Annotated in this window: 11 protein-coding genes, 2 tRNA genes and 3 rRNA genes; 6 read left to right on the forward strand and 10 right to left on the reverse strand. The window is 54.5% G+C overall.

Annotated elements, in window-relative coordinates; translation table 11 throughout:
- The first annotated feature begins 32 nt into the window (after nucleotides 1-32).
- Both ACGHP1_RS14735 and xerC read left to right on the forward strand, forming a co-directional pair.
- Nucleotides 33-347, forward strand: a complete 315-nt coding sequence (locus ACGHP1_RS14735; protein WP_370569220.1) for a helix-turn-helix domain-containing protein — start codon at nucleotides 33-35, stop codon at nucleotides 345-347.
- A gap of 16 nt (nucleotides 348-363) precedes the next feature.
- Nucleotides 364-1,752, forward strand: a complete 1,389-nt coding sequence (gene xerC, locus ACGHP1_RS14740; protein ID WP_207685217.1) for a tyrosine recombinase XerC — start codon at nucleotides 364-366, stop codon at nucleotides 1,750-1,752.
- Between the two features lie 162 nt (nucleotides 1,753-1,914).
- Here the strand turns inward: xerC and ACGHP1_RS14745 are convergent.
- The 4 genes from ACGHP1_RS14745 to ACGHP1_RS14760 form a co-directional block, all read right to left on the reverse strand.
- Nucleotides 1,915-1,990, reverse strand: a tRNA-Lys gene (locus ACGHP1_RS14745).
- A gap of 38 nt (nucleotides 1,991-2,028) precedes the next feature.
- Nucleotides 2,029-2,145: ribosomal RNA gene (gene rrf / locus ACGHP1_RS14750) — 5S ribosomal RNA — on the reverse strand.
- A gap of 127 nt (nucleotides 2,146-2,272) precedes the next feature.
- Nucleotides 2,273-5,107: ribosomal RNA gene (locus tag ACGHP1_RS14755) — 23S ribosomal RNA — on the reverse strand.
- Nucleotides 5,108-5,372: 265 nt separating this feature from the next.
- Nucleotides 5,373-6,883 (reverse strand): 16S ribosomal RNA (locus ACGHP1_RS14760).
- Together the 16S, 23S and 5S rRNA genes with 1 tRNA gene alongside form the textbook arrangement of a ribosomal RNA operon.
- A 767-nt stretch (nucleotides 6,884-7,650) precedes the next feature.
- Between ACGHP1_RS14760 and ACGHP1_RS14765 the strand changes: the two genes are divergently transcribed.
- Nucleotides 7,651-8,427, forward strand: coding sequence for a type III pantothenate kinase (locus ACGHP1_RS14765; RefSeq protein WP_044953371.1), 777 nt, complete (start codon nucleotides 7,651-7,653; stop codon nucleotides 8,425-8,427).
- A 466-nt stretch (nucleotides 8,428-8,893) separates the two neighbouring features.
- Here the strand turns inward: ACGHP1_RS14765 and ACGHP1_RS14770 are convergent.
- Nucleotides 8,894-8,970, reverse strand: a tRNA-Arg gene (locus ACGHP1_RS14770).
- Nucleotides 8,971-9,131: 161 nt separating this feature from the next.
- Between ACGHP1_RS14770 and ACGHP1_RS14775 the strand changes: the two genes are divergently transcribed.
- Nucleotides 9,132-10,496 carry an MATE family efflux transporter gene (locus tag ACGHP1_RS14775; RefSeq protein WP_097781031.1) on the forward strand — a complete coding sequence of 455 codons (1,365 nt, stop codon included), beginning with the start codon at nucleotides 9,132-9,134 and terminating at the stop codon, nucleotides 10,494-10,496.
- A gap of 40 nt (nucleotides 10,497-10,536) precedes the next feature.
- Here ACGHP1_RS14775 and ACGHP1_RS14780 read toward each other — a convergent pair whose 3' ends face one another.
- From ACGHP1_RS14780 to ACGHP1_RS14800, 5 genes are all read right to left on the reverse strand, one after another.
- On the reverse strand, nucleotides 10,537-11,565 hold the full coding sequence (locus ACGHP1_RS14780; RefSeq protein ID WP_097776742.1) for an aldo/keto reductase: 1,029 nt from the start codon (nucleotides 11,563-11,565) through the stop codon (nucleotides 10,537-10,539).
- Nucleotides 11,566-11,693: 128 nt separating this feature from the next.
- Nucleotides 11,694-12,716, reverse strand: a complete 1,023-nt coding sequence (locus ACGHP1_RS14785) for an ATPase P (RefSeq protein ID WP_390509775.1) — start codon at nucleotides 12,714-12,716, stop codon at nucleotides 11,694-11,696.
- A gap of 227 nt (nucleotides 12,717-12,943) precedes the next feature.
- The gene (locus ACGHP1_RS14790) at nucleotides 12,944-14,449 is read right to left on the reverse strand and encodes a carbon starvation protein A (RefSeq protein WP_097774059.1); all 1,506 of its coding nucleotides are present in this window, start codon (nucleotides 14,447-14,449) and stop codon (nucleotides 12,944-12,946) included.
- A gap of 429 nt (nucleotides 14,450-14,878) precedes the next feature.
- Nucleotides 14,879-16,378 (reverse strand): carbon starvation protein A, encoded by a 1,500-nt coding sequence (locus ACGHP1_RS14795; protein ID WP_097781033.1) that lies wholly within the window; start codon nucleotides 16,376-16,378, stop codon nucleotides 14,879-14,881.
- Nucleotides 16,379-16,690: 312 nt separating this feature from the next.
- Entirely contained in the window at nucleotides 16,691-17,608 is a 918-nt protein-coding gene (locus tag ACGHP1_RS14800; protein WP_179860434.1) for a LysR family transcriptional regulator, read from the reverse strand.
- 137 nt (nucleotides 17,609-17,745) lie between these two features.
- Between ACGHP1_RS14800 and ACGHP1_RS14805 the strand changes: the two genes are divergently transcribed.
- On the forward strand, nucleotides 17,746-17,961 hold the full coding sequence (locus ACGHP1_RS14805; protein WP_390509776.1) for a hypothetical protein: 216 nt from the start codon (nucleotides 17,746-17,748) through the stop codon (nucleotides 17,959-17,961).
- A gap of 16 nt (nucleotides 17,962-17,977) precedes the next feature.
- Complete coding sequence (locus ACGHP1_RS14810; RefSeq protein WP_390509778.1) at nucleotides 17,978-18,880, forward strand: ketopantoate reductase family protein; 903 nt, start codon at nucleotides 17,978-17,980, stop codon at nucleotides 18,878-18,880.
- The last annotated feature ends 3 nt before the right edge of the window (nucleotides 18,881-18,883 follow it).

The following is an 18,883-nucleotide window of genomic DNA, read 5'->3' on the forward strand; positions in this document are numbered from 1 at the left end:
TAGATAATATGACAATACAAGGAGAAATGCTTATGGATTTTGACCGTAATTCTATGAACGTCCCTGTGCAATCTTCCGATTATACGAAAAAGTTCTTGCAAAAGGACTCGAATCTCACTACAATGGAGGTGGTCACTCAAACCAATGCCGTCAAGTCTCCGACTGACAGCCCGGAAACCACGAAGCTGGTGTACACGGTGAACGATATTGCACGAATGCTGGCCATCAGTCTGCGCTCTGCTTACAACCTGTGCAACAGCACCACCGAATTCCGTGTTCTGCGGGTAGGCGGAAGCATCCGTGTACCGAAAGACAGTTTCGATGCGTGGCTCTACCGGGCAGCTTGATAAGGAGGCAAACAGTATGGCATATATTACGAAGCGCGGCAACTCTTACAGCGTCCGATACACCTACGAAGATGAACACGGCAAAAGCTGCGACAAATGGGAAAGTTTTCCCACAAAAGAGGAGGCAACGAACCGAAAAAAGCAAATCGAGCATGAACTGGCCGCCGGCACGTTCCTGATTCCGTCCTCGGTGACGGTGGCAGAGTTCCTCATGGATTGGCTGCCCAAGCAGTGCAGCAAGCACAAGTGGGCACCCAAAACCTACGAATCCAACCTCTCCACCATCCAAAACCTCATCATCCCCTATATTGGCAGCATGGAGATGCAGAAACTCAAGCCCTACCACATGGAAAACCTCTATACGACCTTGAGCAAAACGCCCTGCGGTTCGTATATCGAGGGAAAAAAGCAGGAACTGACCAAAAAGCAGAAGCAGCGGTTCCTTTCCGGCACGACTATCCACGAGGTTCATCGGCTGCTGGGTACAGCGTTCCAGTATGCCGTAGAGTGGGGCATCCTGATTAAAAGTCCTGTTCCCGTGGACAGCCCCAAGAAGTCCACGCAGGAGCGCATCATCTGGACGGTAGAGGAAATGCGAGCAGCTCTGGACAGCATGGAGGACCCCATCCTGCATCTGGCAGTCCACCTCACGCTGGTGGGCGCACTGCGAGAGGGCGAGATCGTAGGTCTGACCCCGGAGGATATTGACTTTGATGCAGCGGATGGCATCGGAACATTCCGTATCAACAAGTCCATGCAGCGGGTGCGAAAAGAAGCCCTGAACCAAGTGGACGATGGCTGCATCATCAAGGTATTCCCGGACAAGCTGGAACGCAGCACCACTTCCCTCATCCTGAAAAGCACCAAAACGGCATCCTCCTGCCGCACCATCTTCATGACCTCTGCTCTGAAAGAGGAATTGAAGAAGTGGCTGAATCAGTTAGCGGCAGACGAGATGAAAGACCCGGCACGCTACCGTGACAGCGGAATGCTGTTCCGTCTGCCCAATGGTCTGGCGGTGGAGCCTGTACTGATTCGCAAGAAGTTCCTCAAATGGCAGGATGCACACCCGGAGTTCCCGCGTATCGTGTTCCATGGCCTGCGGCATTCCAGCGCAACCTATCAGCTGATGATCTCCGGCGGCGATGTGAAGGCCGTTCAGGGAACTACTGGACACGCTACGGCAGATATGCTGGTGAACACCTATGCCCATATCCAGCAGTCCTCCCGTGTAGAACTGGGCAAGAAGTTTGAGGAAGGTTTCTACGCTAAACAGGAAAGCCCCAGCCCGCAGGCTGTACCCGCCGAAGGCGAACCGACCATCTCTATGACCGCTTTGCTGGAACTTTTGAAGAATGCAGACCCCGAAGTAAAGGCGCAGCTCCGTCTGGCTCTGCTGACCTGATGCAAAATCCGACACGCATTTTCAAGCAATTTCGCCCCTTGCAAAATCTGCTGGCGAAAACTACGACCGTGCAAAAACCGTGCATTGACCGTGCAATCCCCGATTTTTCGGGGTTACATAACAAAAAAGAACGCCAAATCTTTCGATTTGACGTTCAATATCTGGTGCACCTCCAGGGACTCGAACCCTGGGCCCACTGATTAAGAGTCAGTTGCTCTACCAACTGAGCTAGAGGTGCATATTATCAGAATGCGGTTTCTTCATTCTGATAACTCAAGTCGGCGACTACCTATTTTCACGCGCCGTTTCCAGCGAACTATCTTCGGCACAAGTGAGCTTAACTTCTGTGTTCGGAATGGGAACAGGTGGAACCTCACCGTCATCGACACCGACCGATCTGACTGAACCAGTATAACATATCTGTTGTACTTTGTCCAGTATTTCTTAGAAGGACGTGCCTTCAAAACTGAATAATCACTGCTTACATTTTTTCGTTGACTCTCAGAGTCTCAAGCGAATTGTGGTCAAGCCCTCGACCTATTAGTACACGCTTGCTGAATGGATCGCTCCACTTACACATCGTGCCTATCAACCTTGTAGTCTTCAAGGGGTCTTACTTGTTTGAAACAATGGGATATCTTATCTTTGGGTCGGCTTCACGCTTAGATGCTTTCAGCGTTTATCCGATCCGTACATAGTTGCCCAGCTATGCTCTTGGCAGAACAACTGGTGCGCCAGAGGTACGTCCGCTCCGGTCCTCTCGTACTAGGAACAGCTCCCATCAAATATCCTGCGCCCACGACAGATAGGGACCGAACTGTCTCACGACGTTCTGAACCCAGCTCGCGTACCGCTTTAATTGGCGAACAGCCAAACCCTTGGGACCGAATACAGCCCCAGGATGCGATGAGCCGACATCGAGGTGCCAAACCTCCCCGTCGATGTGGACTCTTGGGGGAGATCAGCCTGTTATCCCCAGGGTAACTTTTATCCGTTGAGCGATGGCATTTCCACTCACATACCACCGGATCACTAACTCCAACTTTCGTTACTGCTCGACCCGTCAGTCTCGCAGTTAGGCTCGCTTCTGCGTTTGCACTCTTTTGCTTGATTTCCGTTCAAGCTGAGCGAACCTTTGAACGCCTCCGTTACTCTTTAGGAGGCGACCGCCCCAGTCAAACTGCCCACCTAACAATGTCCCCCGCCTTGATTCAAAGGCGCAGGTTAGAATTCCAATATCGCAAGGATGGTATCCCAACGGCCACTCCACAAGCGCCAAAGCACCTGCTTCCCAGTGTCCCATCTATCCTGTGCATGCAACATCGAAACCCAATATTAGGCTACAGTAAAGCTCCATGGGGTCTTTCCGTCTTGTCGCGGGTAACCGGCATCTTCACCGGTACTACAATTTCGCCGGGCGGGCTGTTGAGACAGTGCCCAAATCATTACGCCTTTCATGCGGGTCAGAACTTACCTGACAAGGAATTTCGCTACCTTAGGACCGTTATAGTTACGGCCGCCGTTCACTGGGGCTTCGATTCAATGCTTGCACATCTCCTCTTAACCTTCCAGCACCGGGCAGGCGTCAGCTCGTATACGTCATCTTTCGATTTAGCACAAACCTGTGTTTTTGGTAAACAGTTGCTTGGGCCGATTCTCTGCGGCTGCATTGCTGCAGCACCCCTTCTCCCGAAGTTACGGGGTCAATTTGCCGAGTTCCTTAACAACCCTTCTCCCGTTGGCCTTAGAATCTTCTTCCTACCTACCTGTGTCGGTTTGCGGTACGGGCACCGCAGAAATTCACACAGCTTTTCTCGCCATCTTCCATCCCGGACTTCGGTACTAACTTCCCTCGATCGCTACCGGAACCAACACCCGGCTCCGAGACTTCATATGTGTCCCTGTGCTTAACTCTTTTGGTGGTGACGGAATCTCTACCGTCTGTGCATCGGCTACGCCGTTAGGCCTCACCTTAGCTCCCGACTAACCTGGAGCGGACGAACCTTCCTCCAGAAACCTGAGGCTTTCGGCCATGCAGATTCTCACTGCATTCGCGCTACTCATTCCGGCATTCTCACTTCTATACACTCCACAGCCGCTTGCGCTACTGTTTCACCGCGTATACAACGCTCCCCTACCCAATACATTGCTGTATTGCCTAAGCTTCGGTGTCAGGTTTAGCCCCGTTAAATTCTCCGCGCAAAGACGCTCGACCAGTGAGCTATTACGCACTCTTTGAATGAGTGGCTGCTTCTGAGCCAACATCCTGGTTGTCTACGTATCTTCACATCGTTTTCCACTTAACCTGACTTTGGGACCTTAGCTGTAGATCTGGGCTGTTTCCCTTTTGACAATGACATTTATCTGACACTGTCTGACTCCCAAGCATCAATACTCTGGCATTCTGAGTTTGATAAGCTTCGCTAACCTCTCGGCCGCTAGGCTATTCAGTGCTTTACCTCCAGGTATCTAACTTGAGGCTAGTCCTAAAACTATTTCGGGGAGAACCAGCTATCTCCGGGTTCGATTGGAATTTCTCCGCTACCCACAGTTCATCCGCCGCCTTTTCAACGGAGGTCGGTTCGGTCCTCCATGGAATTTTACTTCCACTTCAACCTGACCATGGGTAGGTCACCCGGTTTCGGGCCCATTATATGCAACTTAACGCCCTTTTCAAACTCGCTTTCGCTTCGGCTCCAGACCTTAAGTCCTTAACCTTGCTGCATACAATCGCTCGCCGGACCGTTCTACAAAAAGTACCCTATCACGCTTTGACGCGCTCTAGGTGCTTGTAGGCACAGGGTTTCAGGTTCTTTTTCACTCCCCTCCCGGGGTGCTTTTCACCTTTCCTTCACAGTACTATACGCTATCGGTCACTGGGTAGTATTTAGGGTTGGAGGGTGGTCCCCCCGTATTCCGACCAGGTTTCACGTGTCTGGCCGTACTCTGGAATTCGCTCGGCTCTTGTCGTTTTCACCTACGTGGTTCTCACACTCTCTGACCGGCCTTCCCATGCCGTTCGGTTAACAACTTAAGTCCTAAATGCGCTCCGTACCCCGAAAGTATTTCTACTCTCGGTTTGCCCTCTTCCGCGTTCGCTCGCCACTACTTACGGAATCTCGTTTGATGTCTCTTCCTCGCCCTACTTAGATGTTTCAGTTCAGGCGGTTCCCTCGATATACCTATTTTGAAGTTCAGTATAACGTACCTGAGTATGAACCCAGGTGAGTTTCCTCATTCAGAAATCTCCGGATCAATGCTTATTTGCAGCTCCCCGAAGCTTATCGCAGCTTATCACGTCTTTCATCGGCTCCCAGTGCCAAGGCATTCGCCCTGCGCCCTTGTTCGCTTGACCTTTCAAACGTTCTCTTGGAACATTTGGTATCCTCTTGATTCTCTCTTGCCAACGAAGATTATTGTTACCCTTCCTTTTGAAATTGCAATATTTCTTAAAAAGAACTTACTATAATCTTTGTTTCGCAGTTATTATTCAGTTTTCAAGGTACGTCTTTGAGTGTCCTTTTCAGGGCCCTCAAAATCGAACAATATCTACTCTGCTTGTTTGTTGCCTGTCCGAAAGATCTCCATCTTCGATGTTGCTCTTTCGCCTGACTCCTTAGAAAGGAGGTGATCCAGCCGCAGGTTCTCCTACGGCTACCTTGTTACGACTTCACCCCAATCACCAGTTTTACCTTCGGCGGCGTCCTCCTTGCGGTTAGACTACCGACTTCGGGTCCCCCCGGCTCTCATGGTGTGACGGGCGGTGTGTACAAGGCCCGGGAACGTATTCACCGTGGCATGCTGATCCACGATTACTAGCAATTCCGACTTCGTGCAGGCGAGTTGCAGCCTGCAGTCCGAACTGGGACGTTGTTTCTGAGTTTTGCTCCACCTCGCGGTCTTGCTTCTCTTTGTTTAACGCCATTGTAGTACGTGTGTAGCCCAAGTCATAAAGGGCATGATGATTTGACGTCATCCCCACCTTCCTCCGTTTTGTCAACGGCAGTCTGGCCAGAGTCCTCTTGCGTAGTAACTGACCATAAGGGTTGCGCTCGTTGCGGGACTTAACCCAACATCTCACGACACGAGCTGACGACAACCATGCACCACCTGTCTCCTTGCTCCGAAGAGAAAACATATTTCTATGCCTGTCAAGGGATGTCAAGACTTGGTAAGGTTCTTCGCGTTGCGTCGAATTAAACCACATACTCCACTGCTTGTGCGGGCCCCCGTCAATTCCTTTGAGTTTCAACCTTGCGGTCGTACTCCCCAGGTGGATTACTTATTGTGTTAACTGCGGCACTGAAGGGGTCAATCCTCCAACACCTAGTAATCATCGTTTACGGTGTGGACTACCAGGGTATCTAATCCTGTTTGCTACCCACACTTTCGAGCCTCAGCGTCAGTTGGTGCCCAGTAGGCCGCCTTCGCCACTGGTGTTCCTCCCGATATCTACGCATTCCACCGCTACACCGGGAATTCCGCCTACCTCTGCACTACTCAAGAAAAACAGTTTTGAAAGCAGTTTATGGGTTGAGCCCATAGATTTCACTTCCAACTTGTCTTCCCGCCTGCGCTCCCTTTACACCCAGTAATTCCGGACAACGCTTGTGACCTACGTTTTACCGCGGCTGCTGGCACGTAGTTAGCCGTCACTTCCTTGTTGGGTACCGTCATTATCTTCCCCAACAACAGGAGTTTACAATCCGAAGACCTTCTTCCTCCACGCGGCGTCGCTGCATCAGGGTTTCCCCCATTGTGCAATATTCCCCACTGCTGCCTCCCGTAGGAGTCTGGGCCGTGTCTCAGTCCCAATGTGGCCGTTCAACCTCTCAGTCCGGCTACCGATCGTCGCCTTGGTGGGCCGTTACCTCACCAACTAGCTAATCGGACGCGAGGCCATCTCAAAGCGGATTACTCCTTTTCCCCCTGCTCGATGCCGAGCCGTGGGCTTATGCGGTATTAGCAGTCGTTTCCAACTGTTGTCCCCCTCTTTGAGGCAGGTTCCTCACGCGTTACTCACCCGTTCGCCACTCGCTCGAGAAAGCAAGCTCTCTCTCGCTCGTTCGACTTGCATGTGTTAGGCGCGCCGCCAGCGTTCGTCCTGAGCCAGGATCAAACTCTTTATAAATGATATTTATCACTTCTAAAGTGTTAAATCTTGTTCGCTCAGCACGCAATCGCTTGCGTCCTGTGTGAATTACTTTTGGAATTGTTTTTAGTGTTTTTCCAAACACTTAAAAGGTTCCTTACAAGTTTTTCGATATTGTTCAATTTTCAAGGTCCTGTGCGCCTCAGCCTTGCGGCTGACGACCTTTTCATTGTACCACCGAAGTGGTTTTTTGTCAAGCCTTATTTTTTAGAAGCTTTTGAACTTTCTGAACTTGGACATCCAAGAAGTTTCTCAGAACAAACTGTGAGCTTGTCGGGGTGAGCCCCCTCCATCTTGCTGTCGCAAGACCGCTCTGTTTGCTTGAACGCCCCACTGGGGCGATTCATTGCTTTCGCAACCGCAAAAATTTTCAGCGTCTATTGGTTCTTTTCAAGGGCTTCCTGCTGAGGCTTTGGAAGTCATTCTTTTGCCTCAGCGCTTGGCGCTCAAGTATAATACCACACCCCCGCCTCCTTGTCAACACTTTTTGTCAGATTTTTTCCATTTTCTTTGCAGAATAAAGGATCTCCCTGTTTTTCACCCGTTTCAGGGCGTGCCTTTTTCTTGACAAGACAATGCACAGAACGTATTATGGAGTCATCCCCCAGCATCCTGTGTAAGGTAACTATACTTATTACATAAAGGAGAAGCGCCATGTCCTGTGTCAGCATACGCGGCGGGCGCTATTCGGGTGCGCTATTATATTATATATACATTATATTGCGCTGCAGAGGAGGGCTTTGTTTATGATACTCACCGTCAACATTGGCAACACCCACATCACCGTGGGCGGCTACGAGCAGGATACTCTGCGTTTTTGTGGACGGCTGCACTCTGATACCGCCGCAACGGTGGACGAATACGCTATCCGTCTGGTGAATCTGCTCTCTCTGCACGGTGCTTCGCCGGCACAAATTGAAGGCGGTATTCTGGGCAGTGTAGTGCCCGTGCTGAGCGGCCGGGTTCTTTCCGCTTTGCGTATCCTCTGCAATGCACGCATCCTGACGGTCGGCCCCGGCCTGAAAAGCGGCATCAAGCTTCGGCTGGACAACCCCGCCCAGCTGGGTGCCGAGCTTTTATGCGGTGCTGTTGCTGCACTGGCAGAGTGTTCCGGGCCGCTGGTGGTGATCTCAGCCGATACCGCTATCTCCATGATGGCAGTCAATGCCAAGCAGGAGCTTGTGGGCGGGGTGATCCTGCCCGGGCCGCAGCTCTCGCTGAGCGCACTGGTAAAGAACACCGCTCAGCTGCCGCAGATCGACCTTGCCGCAAAGGCTCCTGCATCCATTCTGGGCAAGAGCACCTCTTCCTGCCTGCAGAACGGCTTTGTACTGGGCACCGCCAGCCTGCTGGACGGTCTGGCGGAACGTTTCTGCGCAGAGCTTGGCCCGCAGACAGCATTCTATGCCACCGGCAATCTGCCCATTCCCATCCGGGAAGCATGCTGCACCCCCATTCTATACCGGGAGACCCTCATCACAGACGGGCTGTACCGCATCTGGATGAAAAACAAAAAAGGATAACTCGAATCCTCCCGACGCACTGAAAAAAGAAAAACCAGAACACGAATGTGTTTTACGGGTTTCAGGACAGTTCGATTTTTCCCCGGATGAACAGTAGTCCTCTTGTTAGACATTCCTACAGGTTGGCAACCGCAGGCTAAGCAAAGCCGCGCTGCGCGCCGCCGCCTTGTTCGAATCCTCCCGGCGCACCGTAAATCGCAGCCTGTTGTTAGACATTCCTACACGCTGGGAACCGCGCACTAAGCAACAGCCCGCTGGGCTGATTGCTTGCCCTGCTGTGCAGGGCCTGACGGGTTGCGTTTGCTGATTTTTCTGCAGCCCCTTGGCAGGGCTTTGAAAAATCAGAACGCGGCCCCAACAACTCCTCCCTGTTTCAGCCGCTGGCTGCGGTCGTCGTCGTTGCTGTTCGAATTCTCCCGATCGCACAAAAAGAATCCCCGGCACACGAAAGTGTGTCGGGGATTCTTGGTGCGACCGGGAGGATTCGAACCTCTGGCCTTCCGGGTCGGAGCCGAACGCTCTATCCAGCTGAGCTACGATCGCACATATTCATTTCATCGGTGTAAAGTAGTATAGCACAGCCACACAAAAAAATCAAATAGGAAATGTCGATGCTATCTTGCAAAAGCCGCAGCGGCCCATATAATAGAGGGTGTGCCCCGGTGTGCGCGGGCACGGTTTAGGTTAAAGGATAAAAAGAGAACATGAAATCAAATACCAAAACACTGACCGAAGGCCCTCTGGCCAAACAGATCTTTCTGGTCAGTCTGCCGCTGGCGCTTTCCAACCTGCTGCAGGTGCTGTTCAACATGTCGGACGTAGCCGTGGTAGGCCGGTTTGCAGGCTCCACGGCGCTGGGCGCGGTGGGTTCCACCAGCATCCTCGTCAGCCTGTTCACCGGCTTTCTGATCGGCCTGAGCGGCGGCATCAACGTGCTGGTGGCCCGCTTCTACGGTGCACGGCACGAGCACGATGTGGAAAAGACTGTCCACTCCGCCGCCATCGTCAGCCTGATCGCGGGTGTGGTGCTGCTGTTCGTCGGCCTGTTGGGTTCCCCCTTCATGCTGCGGCTGCTGAACACCAAGGACGACCTGCTGCCCGGTGCCATCCTGTACCTGCGGGTGTACTTCCTTGGTATGCCCGCTCTGGCCTTGTACAACTTCGGCAACGCTGTGTTCAGCGCCATCGGCGACACCAAAAAGCCGCTGATGTACCTGTCCATTGCGGGTGCACTGAACATTGCACTGAACCTGTTCTTTGTCATCGTGTGCCAGTTAAGCGTCATGGGCGTGGCGCTGGCCAGTGCCATTTCACAGTGCGTCTCTGCCGGGCTGATCCTGCACGCTTTGACCAAAGTGCAGGACTGCTACGTGCTGGACACCAAAAAGCTGCATCTGGACCCCGCCACAACAAAGAGCATTCTGGGCCTTGGTCTTCCGGCCGGTTTCCAGAATGCCATTTTCGCCATTGCAAACCTGTTCATTCAGGCAGGGGTCAACTCCTTCGACTCTCTCATGGTCAAGGGCAACAGCGCCGCCGCCAATGCCGATGCCATGATCTACGACTGCATGGCCGCATTCTATATGGCCTGTGCAAGCTTTATGAGCCAGAACTACGGCGCTGGCAAGCCGGACCGCGTAAAGAAGAGTTATTTCATCAGTCTGGCCTACTCCTTTGGTGTGGGCCTGATCCTGGGCGGAAGCCTGTTCCTCTTTGGCCGCACCTTCCTTGCCCTGTTCACCACCGAGAGCGCCGTCATTGATGCCGGCATGAAGCGCGTGGGCGTGATGGGCTTTGCCTACTGCATCTCCGCCTTTATGGATTGCACCATCGCCGCTTCCCGCGGACTTGGCAAGACTGTGGTGCCCACCATTATTGTGGTAATGGGTTCCTGCGTGTTCCGGGTGATCTGGGTCTACACCATCTTCGCGCACTTTCACACCATTCCCTCGCTGTACGCACTGTACCCCTGCAGCTGGGCGCTGACCGCCCTTGCCGAGATCGTGTACTTCGCACACTGCTATAAGGAATCGATGAGGATTTTTGAGCAGCCAAAAGCTGCCGCATAAAGCACAAAAGCTCCTGTCTGAATGGGCAGGAGCTTTTGTGTTACTGAACTTTTACTTCACCGGCCAGAACGCGCTTGTAATCCTCATAGTTGCGGGCCAGCAGGGCAGGGGTATCCAGACCATATGGGCACTTGGCCTTGCACCGGTTGCAGTGCAGGCAGCCCTCGATCTTTTTCATCTTGGCCTGACCTGCGGGGCTGAGATGCTCTGCCGAGGGCGAACGCCGCAGCAGCAGGCTCATGCGGGCGCAGTTGTTGATCTCGATGCCTGCCGGGCAGGGCATACAATAGCCGCAGCCGCGGCAGAACTCGCCGCACAGCTCGGTACGATCCCCCTCAATGACGGCACGGATGTCGTCGGTCATGCGCGGCGGGTTGTCGATATAGGAGAGGAACTCGTCCAGTTCCCTTTCACGCTGCACGCCCCAGATGGGCAGAACTCCATCGAACTGCGCCTCAAAGGCATAGGCTGCGGCGCTGTTGGTGATCAGTCCACCGGACAGGCCCTTCATGGCGATAAAGCCCATATTTGCCGCCTTGCACTTGTTCACCAATTCCAGCTCCTGCTCACCGGAGATATAGCTGAACGGGAACTGCAGCGTCTCGTACAAACCGCTGTCAATGGCCTCATGGGCCACCTTCAGGCGGTGGTTGGTGATGCCGATATGCCGGATCATGCCCTTGGTTTTGGCCTCCTGCATAGCCTCGTAGAGGCCGGAGCCGTCGCCTGGCTTCGGGCAGAATGCGGGATTGTGGAACTGGTACAGGTCAATGTAATCGGTGCGCAGATTGGTGAGTGAGGTGTGCAGATCCTTCCAGAAGTCCTCTGCGTTCTGCGCTGCCGTTTTGGTGGCGATATACACTTCCGTGCGGATGCCGTCAAAGGCTTCGCCCAGCTTCACCTCGCTGTCGGTGTAGGCGCGGGCGGTATCAAAAAAGCGGATGCCTGCCTTGTAAGCCTTGCGGGCCAGATAGACGGCATCTTCCTGCGAGATGCGCTGGATGGGCAGTGCGCCGAAGCCATTTTTGTTCACCGTGATGCCGGTGCTGCCAAGGGTGACCATATCCATAGCTGTTTCCTCCACTCGTGGGTGTAAAGACTCTCCTTTTTCATTATAAAACGAACGATTCTGCTGTGCAAGAAGTTAGGCAAAGCAAAAGGGCCTTTCCCGAAGGAAAAGCCCTCTTTGCTTACTTTTTACTGATAATCGTGGTTCAGGAACATCGCCTTGATGACCACCACCTCGTCGTATTCCTCCTGTTCCACCTGCACATCTGCGTTCAGGGACTTCAGGCGGTTTTCCACGGCAGTCAAAGCCTCCGGCACCGTGACGGCGCGGCCCTCTTCAATGGCATCGGCCATCTGCTTGAGCACGATGGGATGTGCGTAATGGCTGGGCACCGGGAAGGCACCGTTCGGGTAGTGCTTCACGTATTCTGCCATAGCAGCTTCGGCCTTCTCGGCCCGCTTCATGATGGCGCTGTGGTTGTTGTGGGCGGTGGGCAGCATGTTGTAGCTGGAGAACAGGAAGATGGCTGCAAAGCCGAACAGCGCAAAGTAGATGCCATAGCCGCCGGTATGGGTGGTGACGGCATACAGGCCATAGGCCGCAGAGACGATGCCCATGATAAAGATGGCCAGCGCCACATAGCGGTACACCGGCTTGCTCTGCAGCTGGGCACGCTTGCGGCGCTCGGCTGCACTCAGCTCATCGGCGATTTCCGGCTTTGCTTCCAGATATTCCTTTGCCCTGCGCAGCACCGTGATGCTGTGGCGGGCTTCGTCGGTCAGTTCGCTTTCCGGCAGCTTGCGGGAGGCCTTTTCGGCTTCCTTCTTCTGCAGCATCTGCTCACCGGCTGCGCTGAGCAGATGGATCTGCGGCTGCTCTTTGGCCAGCACCTCCAGCAGCTTGTCCACATCCCGCTCGTCCTTGAAGTTGCACTGCTTCTGCTTGCCGCCATCGTACTCCACCACAAGGTAGGCCATGGAGGCAAACATGCCCTTGCCGGTAAAGCCGCCGGAGCTCATAGCCACCCGCTTGAACACGCGGCTGATGCTGCCGTAGGGCAGATAATAGCGGCGGTCGATGTAAAAGCTGTTGAGGTACAGCGCCTTTTTGCCAACGCCGCAGGGGCCGATCTTTTTGCAGGACTTTCTGTCCTCCACCAGCTCCTGTTGATCAAGCTTTGCCATACCCAGCTGTGCAGGTTTGAAGATCATGGAAGTTCCCTTCTTTACTGTTAGTTTCCGGTCCAGCCGCAGATGCTGCAGCCATTCCAAATAAAATCACCGGTTCTATTTTCGCACTGCAGCCCTCAAAATGCAACCCCTTCTGCTGCTAAGATTTGCACAAAAGGTTTGTCTGTTATGTCAAAACACCCCCGTCACTGCGGGGTGCAGCGGCGGGGGTGTCAGAGTTTAAGGCTTATGCGGTGCGGCAGACATCCTTATGCCTTCTGAGAAGCGGTGTGCTTCTTGGTGGCATGGATGAAGAGTGCCAGCATTGCGATTGCAAAGATGATGCCGATGGGGTATGCAACGGCAGTGTTGTAAGCGACCAGCTTGCCGTCTGCGTAAGTATTGATCATCTTGCCCAGGCACTCAGGTGCCAGCACGAAGTAGGTGCAGGACACAGCGCTCATGAAGGTAGCGGGCACAGCGGTGATCCAGTAGTTCTTCTTCTCCTTGAACAGGTACATGGATGCAGCCCACAGAACGATCATGGCCAGCGTCTGGTTGGTCCAGCTGAAGTAGCGCCAGATCACGGTGTAGTTGATGAAGCCCAGTGCGTTGCCGATGCCCAGGAAAGCACCAACGCCCAGAACCGGGATGCAGAGCTTCAGGCGGTTTGCGTAGCTGTCCTGATCGATCTTGAGCCAGTCGGCCAGGGTCAGACGAGCGGAACGGAACGCGGTATCGCCGGAGGTGACGGGGCAGATGACAACGCCGATCATTGCCAGAGCAATGCCAACGCCGCCCATGGTCTTTGCACACACGTCGTAGATGGCAGCAGACTGACCAGCAGCCAGAGCCTCGGCCAGACCAGCCATCTTGCCGTCGGTGATGGTGTACAGTGCGCAGCCGGCAGCGGCCCAGATCAGAGCGATGACGCCCTCGCAGACCATTGCGCCGTAGAACACGAAGTGGCCCTGCTTCTCACTCTTCATGCAGCGAGCCATCAGAGGCGACTGGGTGGAGTGGAAGCCGGAGATAGCGCCGCAGGCAACGGTGATGAACATGAAGCTCCAAATGGGAGTGCCCGACGGATGCATGTTGCCGAAGTTTGCCCAGATCTCGGGGATGGTGTAGGCGGGGTTGGTAAAGATGCCGAAGATAACGCCCACAGCCATGATGATCAGGCAGATGCCGAACACGGGGTAGATCTTACCGATGATGGCATCAATGGAAATAAAGGTTGCGATGAAGTAGTACACCAGAATGATGATCAGCCAGAACAGGGTGGTGGTCAGCAGACCGGACATGCCGCTGTTCTTGCACAGGGTAACGATCAGGCCTGCGGGGCCCACTGCGAACACGGTACCAACCATGATCAGCAGCACAACAGAGAACACACGCATGATGTTCTGCATGACAGGTCCGAGGTATCTGCCGGTGACCTCAGCGATGGATGCGCCATCGTTGCGCTCGCTCATCATACCGGAGAAGTAGTCATGCACACCACCTGCAAAGATGGTGCCGAAGGTGATCCACAGGAACACCACGGGACCCCACAGAGCACCCTGCAGTGCACCAAAGATGGGGCCCAGACCTGCAATGTTCAGCAGCTGGACGAGGAACAGCTTCCACTGGGGCATCACAACGTAGTCAACGCCGTCGTTGATGCGCACAGCAGGAGTTTCGCGGTCGTCCGGTCCGAACGTGTTGTCAACGATCTTGCCATAGACAAAGTAGCCGATGATCAAGAGCGCCAGACAGAGTAAGAAACTAATCATACCAGAAACCTCCTTTTTGATTCAAACCACAGCCAGCATTTTGCGTGCCCAGCTGCGGCTCTGACCAATCTCTGGCTTCATGTTAACACTTTTTTCATAAAGCAGTTAATATTTTTCTGGTATGGTTCCCATATCAAAAAGTATATGGCAAGATGCTTCCGCGGAATACCCGCAAAGAATTTTTATCGCGTTCACGACAAATTTTCTTAATTCCCCGGCAAAGACCTTTCCCGGAACCGGTCAAAGCCGCTGCTGCCAAACTTTCTGGCCTGCTTTTGTGCAAGTTGCTCAATCGTTTTCAATTTTCTCCGCAAATCGTGATTTCTTTGCCTGAAACGCCGCAAAATACAAGGCACCCTCCGCCGAGCCATTTCAGCGGAGGGTGCCTTATTCAGCAGATCATTTGTATATATCTTTGTATATATCGTGTCATGCCTTCTGGGCTGCCTTCTTCGTTGCGTGGAGGAAGACTGCCAGCATTGCAATGGCAAAGATGATGCCGATGGGGTATGCAACGGCGGTGTTGTAGATGGTTGCGCCTTCTGCGGTCTTGGCGTTCAGCAGGCCGCCCAGGCATTCGGGAGCCAGAATGAAGTAGGTGGAAGAGACCGCGCTCATGAAGGTAGCGGGCACAGCGGTGATCCAGTAGTTCTTCTTCTCCTTGAACAGGTACATGGATGCAGCCCACAGAACGATCATGGCCAGCGTCTGGTTGGTCCAGCTGAAGTAGCGCCAGATCACGGTGTAGTTGATGAAGCCCAGTGCGTTGCCGATGCCCAGGAAAGCACCAACGCCCAGCACAGGAACACAGAGCTTCAGGCGGTTTGCGTAGCTGTCCTGATCGATCTTGAACCAGTCGGCCAGAGTCAGACGAGCGGAACGGAACGCGGTATCGCCGGAGGTGATGGGGCAGATGACAACGCCGATCATTGCCAGAGCAATGCCAACGCCGCCCATGGTCTTGGAGCAGACATCATAAATAGCCTTGGACTGGCCCATGGCCAGTGCTTCGGCCAGACCGGTGTTCAGGCCGCCGGTCACCTCGTACAGGCTGCAGCCAGCAGCGGCCCAGATCAGAGCGATGACGCCCTCGCAGACCATTGCGCCGTAGAACACGAAGTGGCCCTGCTTTTCACTCTTCATGCAGCGAGCCATCAGGGGCGACTGGGTGGAGTGGAAGCCGGAGATTGCACCGCAGGCCACCGTGATGAACATGAAGCTCCAGATGGGAGTGCCCGACGGATGCATGCTGCCAAAGTGATCCCAGATCTCCGGGATGGTGTAGGCGGGATTGGTGAAGATGCCGAAGATGACACCGATGGCCATGATGATCAGGCAGATGCCAAAGATGGGGTAGATCTTGCCAATGACGGCATCAATGGAGATAAAGGTTGCAATAAAGTAGTACACCAGAATAATGATGAGCCAGAACAGCAGCGAGGTGAGCACGCCGGAAGCGCCGCTCTGACTGCACAGCTCCACGATCAGGCCTGCGGGACCCACCGCGAACACAGTACCCACCATGATGAGCAGCACCACCGAGAACACACGCATGACGTTCTGCATCACAGGGCCTAAGTACTTGCCGGTGATCTCGGCGATGGAAGCGCCGTCGTTGCGCTCGCTCATCATGCCGGAGAAGTAGTCGTGCACGCCGCCTGCAAAGATGGTGCCGAAGGTGATCCACAGGAACACCACAGGCCCCCACAATGCGCCCTGCATGGCACCAAAGATGGGGCCAAGGCCGGCGATGTTCAGCAGCTGAACGAGGAACAGCTTCCACTGGGGCATCACAACGTAGTCCACACCGTCATTGATGCGCACAGCAGGCGTTTCGCGGTCGTCCGGGCCGAAGGTGTTGTCCACGATCTTACCATAGACAAAGTAGCCCACGATCAGGATCGCCAGACAGAGTAAGAAACTGATCATACCAGAAACCTCCTTTTTCTTTGTGCCGGAATTATGGAAGCATTTTCCATATTTTCCATTCATCCCGGCCAGCTTTCTGGGTCTATGTTAACATATTTTTCATAAAAGTGATAATATGCTTCTGGTATGGGGGCATATCAAAGACCATATAGCCGCAAAGTTTTTTAGCCGATGTTTCGTCTCTTTTTCGCTCGATTTATCAGCAAAAAGACAGCCGCAGCGCATAAAGCACTGCGGCTGTCGGCCAAATTCCTTTGCTTTCCGGTTTTTCCGCATTCCGATGTTTTGCCAGTTCTTAACCGGTTTCGGCGGTCATTTCACGGTCAGCGCCGCCTGCTTGTGCAGCAGCTGCACAAAGGTCTGCTCTTCCGGGCGCAGGGTCCCCCTGTCCGGATAGACCAGAACATCCTTCATGCGCTGGCGCTGGGCCGGGCATTTCCTGAGCACCAGATGGTATTGTTCCAGCGCCCGCTTTGGCATGGGCGAAGCCCACATATAGGCATTGGGCAGGTTCTGCAGGATGGAAAACTGGCTGCACCGCTCATACACATGGATGCGGCGGTTCGGGTTCGTATGCCAGCGCAGGCCGCTGTCCTCACCGCCGGGCAGCTGGAAATCACCGTGCAGAACTTCCATATAGCTGTTCAGCTGGGTGATGTCGGTCACTTCGCACTTTGCCAACGGGCCTTCGCGGTTGGTCAGCAGCCGGTATTCAAACTCCATCACCGGCTCCCGGTGCAGGCCGTGACGGTCGCAGTAGCGGTGGTAATAATCCTCATCCTCCTCCGCGTAGCGCAGCAGGGCCAGATGATAGCCCCGCCGCAGTACATGGTCCAGCGCTTCCATGGAGCCGGATTCCCGGATATGCACCCGCAGCTGCTGGCTGTCTGCCATCTGCTGCAAAAAATCCACCGTCGCGTAGGAAGCGTAGGTGGCGTGGGGCAGCACCACCCGCAGCTCCGCACAGCTGCTCTGCCGGCTGCGGGCATCCAGATCCAGCCGGTCCACCTCGTCCAGCACTCGCTCTGCCTGCCGGATAAAATGCCGTCCCTGTTCGGTGGGGATCATGCCGGTGGACGAGCGCTCAAAGATGCGGATGCCGTATTCCTCTTCCAGATTCTTGAGCGCCTTGCTCACATTGGGCTGGGCCGCATACAGCTGCTTTGCCGCCGCGCTCACGGAGCCCCACTTGCGGATGGCCACCAGATAACGCAGTTCCGTAATATTCATGTGACTGCCCCCTGTTCCAAAAATCATTCCTATTTTATCAAGCCGGGCGGCCGGCTGTCAAGCCAAATGCGGTTGACGCGCCCCGCGCAGAGCTTTATAATAAAAATGCTGTATTTACAAAAAGGAGTTTAGCTGCTATGGAGACTACCTACCGCATTCTGCGCATTGAAGAGCAGATGTATGGCTGCGAGGAGCTGCCCGCCGGTCAGCCGGTGCTGTGCGATGTCACGCTGGCCGACCCCGCCGGGGAGCGGCGCATCCTGCCCTACCCGGACAAAGAGCTCACCCGCCTAGGCATCGACGAGGGCAGCATGGTCGTCCTGACCGCAGACGGCACACTGAAAAAAGCATAAAATGCAGGAGGAACTTATGAAAAAGATCGAAACTTCGGCCCTGATCGGTCTGGGCGCACTGGGCATCCTGTTCGGCCGCAAAATGCCCGGCGTGCAGGTCATTGCCGATGAGGACCGCATTGCCCGCTACTCTGCCGAACCGGTCGTCTGCAACGGCGAAGCGTGCAGCTTTCGTTACGTCACCCCTGCCGAGGGCAAACCGGTAGACCTGCTTCTGGTGGCCGTCAAGGCTACGGTGCTGGAACAGGCCATTCAGGACATTGCAAAGTTCGTAGGGCCGGACACCGTGATCCTCAGCGTGCTGAACGGCATCACCAGCGAGGAGCACATTGATGCAGCCTATCCCGGCCACACCCTGTGGAGCGTTGCCATCGGCATGGATGCCACCCGCACCGGGCGCACGCTGGTGTTCAATCAGGCGGGCAAGATCCAGTTCGGTGAGCGCAGCGGCGAGATGACCGACCGTGTGCAGGCCGTGGCTGACTATCTGGACGAGTGCGGCATTGCCAATGAGCCCTGCGGGGATATCCTTTACAAGCAGTGGAACAAGCTGATGGTGAATGACGGCCTGAATCAGGCCGCAGCCGCCTTTGACCAGCCCTACGGCGGCCTGCGCCAGCCCGGCGAAGCACAGGACATGATGCGCGCGGCCATGCAGGAGGTCATCCGGCTGGCGAACCTTGAGGGCGTGCCCCTGCCGCCGGACAACGATGTGCAGTTCATCGATGCCATGATGCCCACCTTTAACCCCGAGGGCATGCCCAGCATGCGGCAGGATGTGCTGGCAAAGCGCCCCACCGAGGTGGAGGAGTTTGCCGGTGTGGTGCGCCAGCGGGCCAAGAAGTACGGGATGCCCACCCCTGCCAACGACTTTTTCTACACCCGCATCCGCGAGATCGAGGCGGGATACGACCAGTAAGGA

The organism is Faecalibacterium sp. i21-0019-B1, assembly GCF_042852915.1.
GTDB classification, from domain to species: Bacteria; Bacillota; Clostridia; order Oscillospirales; family Ruminococcaceae; genus Faecalibacterium; species Faecalibacterium taiwanense.

What these genes read in the sequence shown, in the direction of transcription:
- ACGHP1_RS14735 (WP_370569220.1), top strand. Translation starts at nt 33, where the DNA reads ATGGATTTTGACCGTAATTCTATGAACGTCCCTGTGCAATCTTCCGAT.
- xerC (WP_207685217.1), top strand. Translation starts at nt 364, where the DNA reads ATGGCATATATTACGAAGCGCGGCAACTCTTACAGCGTCCGATACACC.
- ACGHP1_RS14765 (WP_044953371.1), top strand. Translation starts at nt 7,651, where the DNA reads ATGATACTCACCGTCAACATTGGCAACACCCACATCACCGTGGGCGGC.
- ACGHP1_RS14775 (WP_097781031.1), top strand. Translation starts at nt 9,132, where the DNA reads ATGAAATCAAATACCAAAACACTGACCGAAGGCCCTCTGGCCAAACAG.
- ACGHP1_RS14780 (WP_097776742.1), bottom strand. Translation starts at nt 11,565, where the DNA reads ATGGATATGGTCACCCTTGGCAGCACCGGCATCACGGTGAACAAAAAT.
- ACGHP1_RS14785 (WP_390509775.1), bottom strand. Translation starts at nt 12,716, where the DNA reads ATGATCTTCAAACCTGCACAGCTGGGTATGGCAAAGCTTGATCAACAG.
- ACGHP1_RS14790 (WP_097774059.1), bottom strand. Translation starts at nt 14,449, where the DNA reads ATGATTAGTTTCTTACTCTGTCTGGCGCTCTTGATCATCGGCTACTTT.
- ACGHP1_RS14795 (WP_097781033.1), bottom strand. Translation starts at nt 16,378, where the DNA reads ATGATCAGTTTCTTACTCTGTCTGGCGATCCTGATCGTGGGCTACTTT.
- ACGHP1_RS14800 (WP_179860434.1), bottom strand. Translation starts at nt 17,608, where the DNA reads ATGAATATTACGGAACTGCGTTATCTGGTGGCCATCCGCAAGTGGGGC.
- ACGHP1_RS14805 (WP_390509776.1), top strand. Translation starts at nt 17,746, where the DNA reads ATGGAGACTACCTACCGCATTCTGCGCATTGAAGAGCAGATGTATGGC.
- ACGHP1_RS14810 (WP_390509778.1), top strand. Translation starts at nt 17,978, where the DNA reads ATGAAAAAGATCGAAACTTCGGCCCTGATCGGTCTGGGCGCACTGGGC.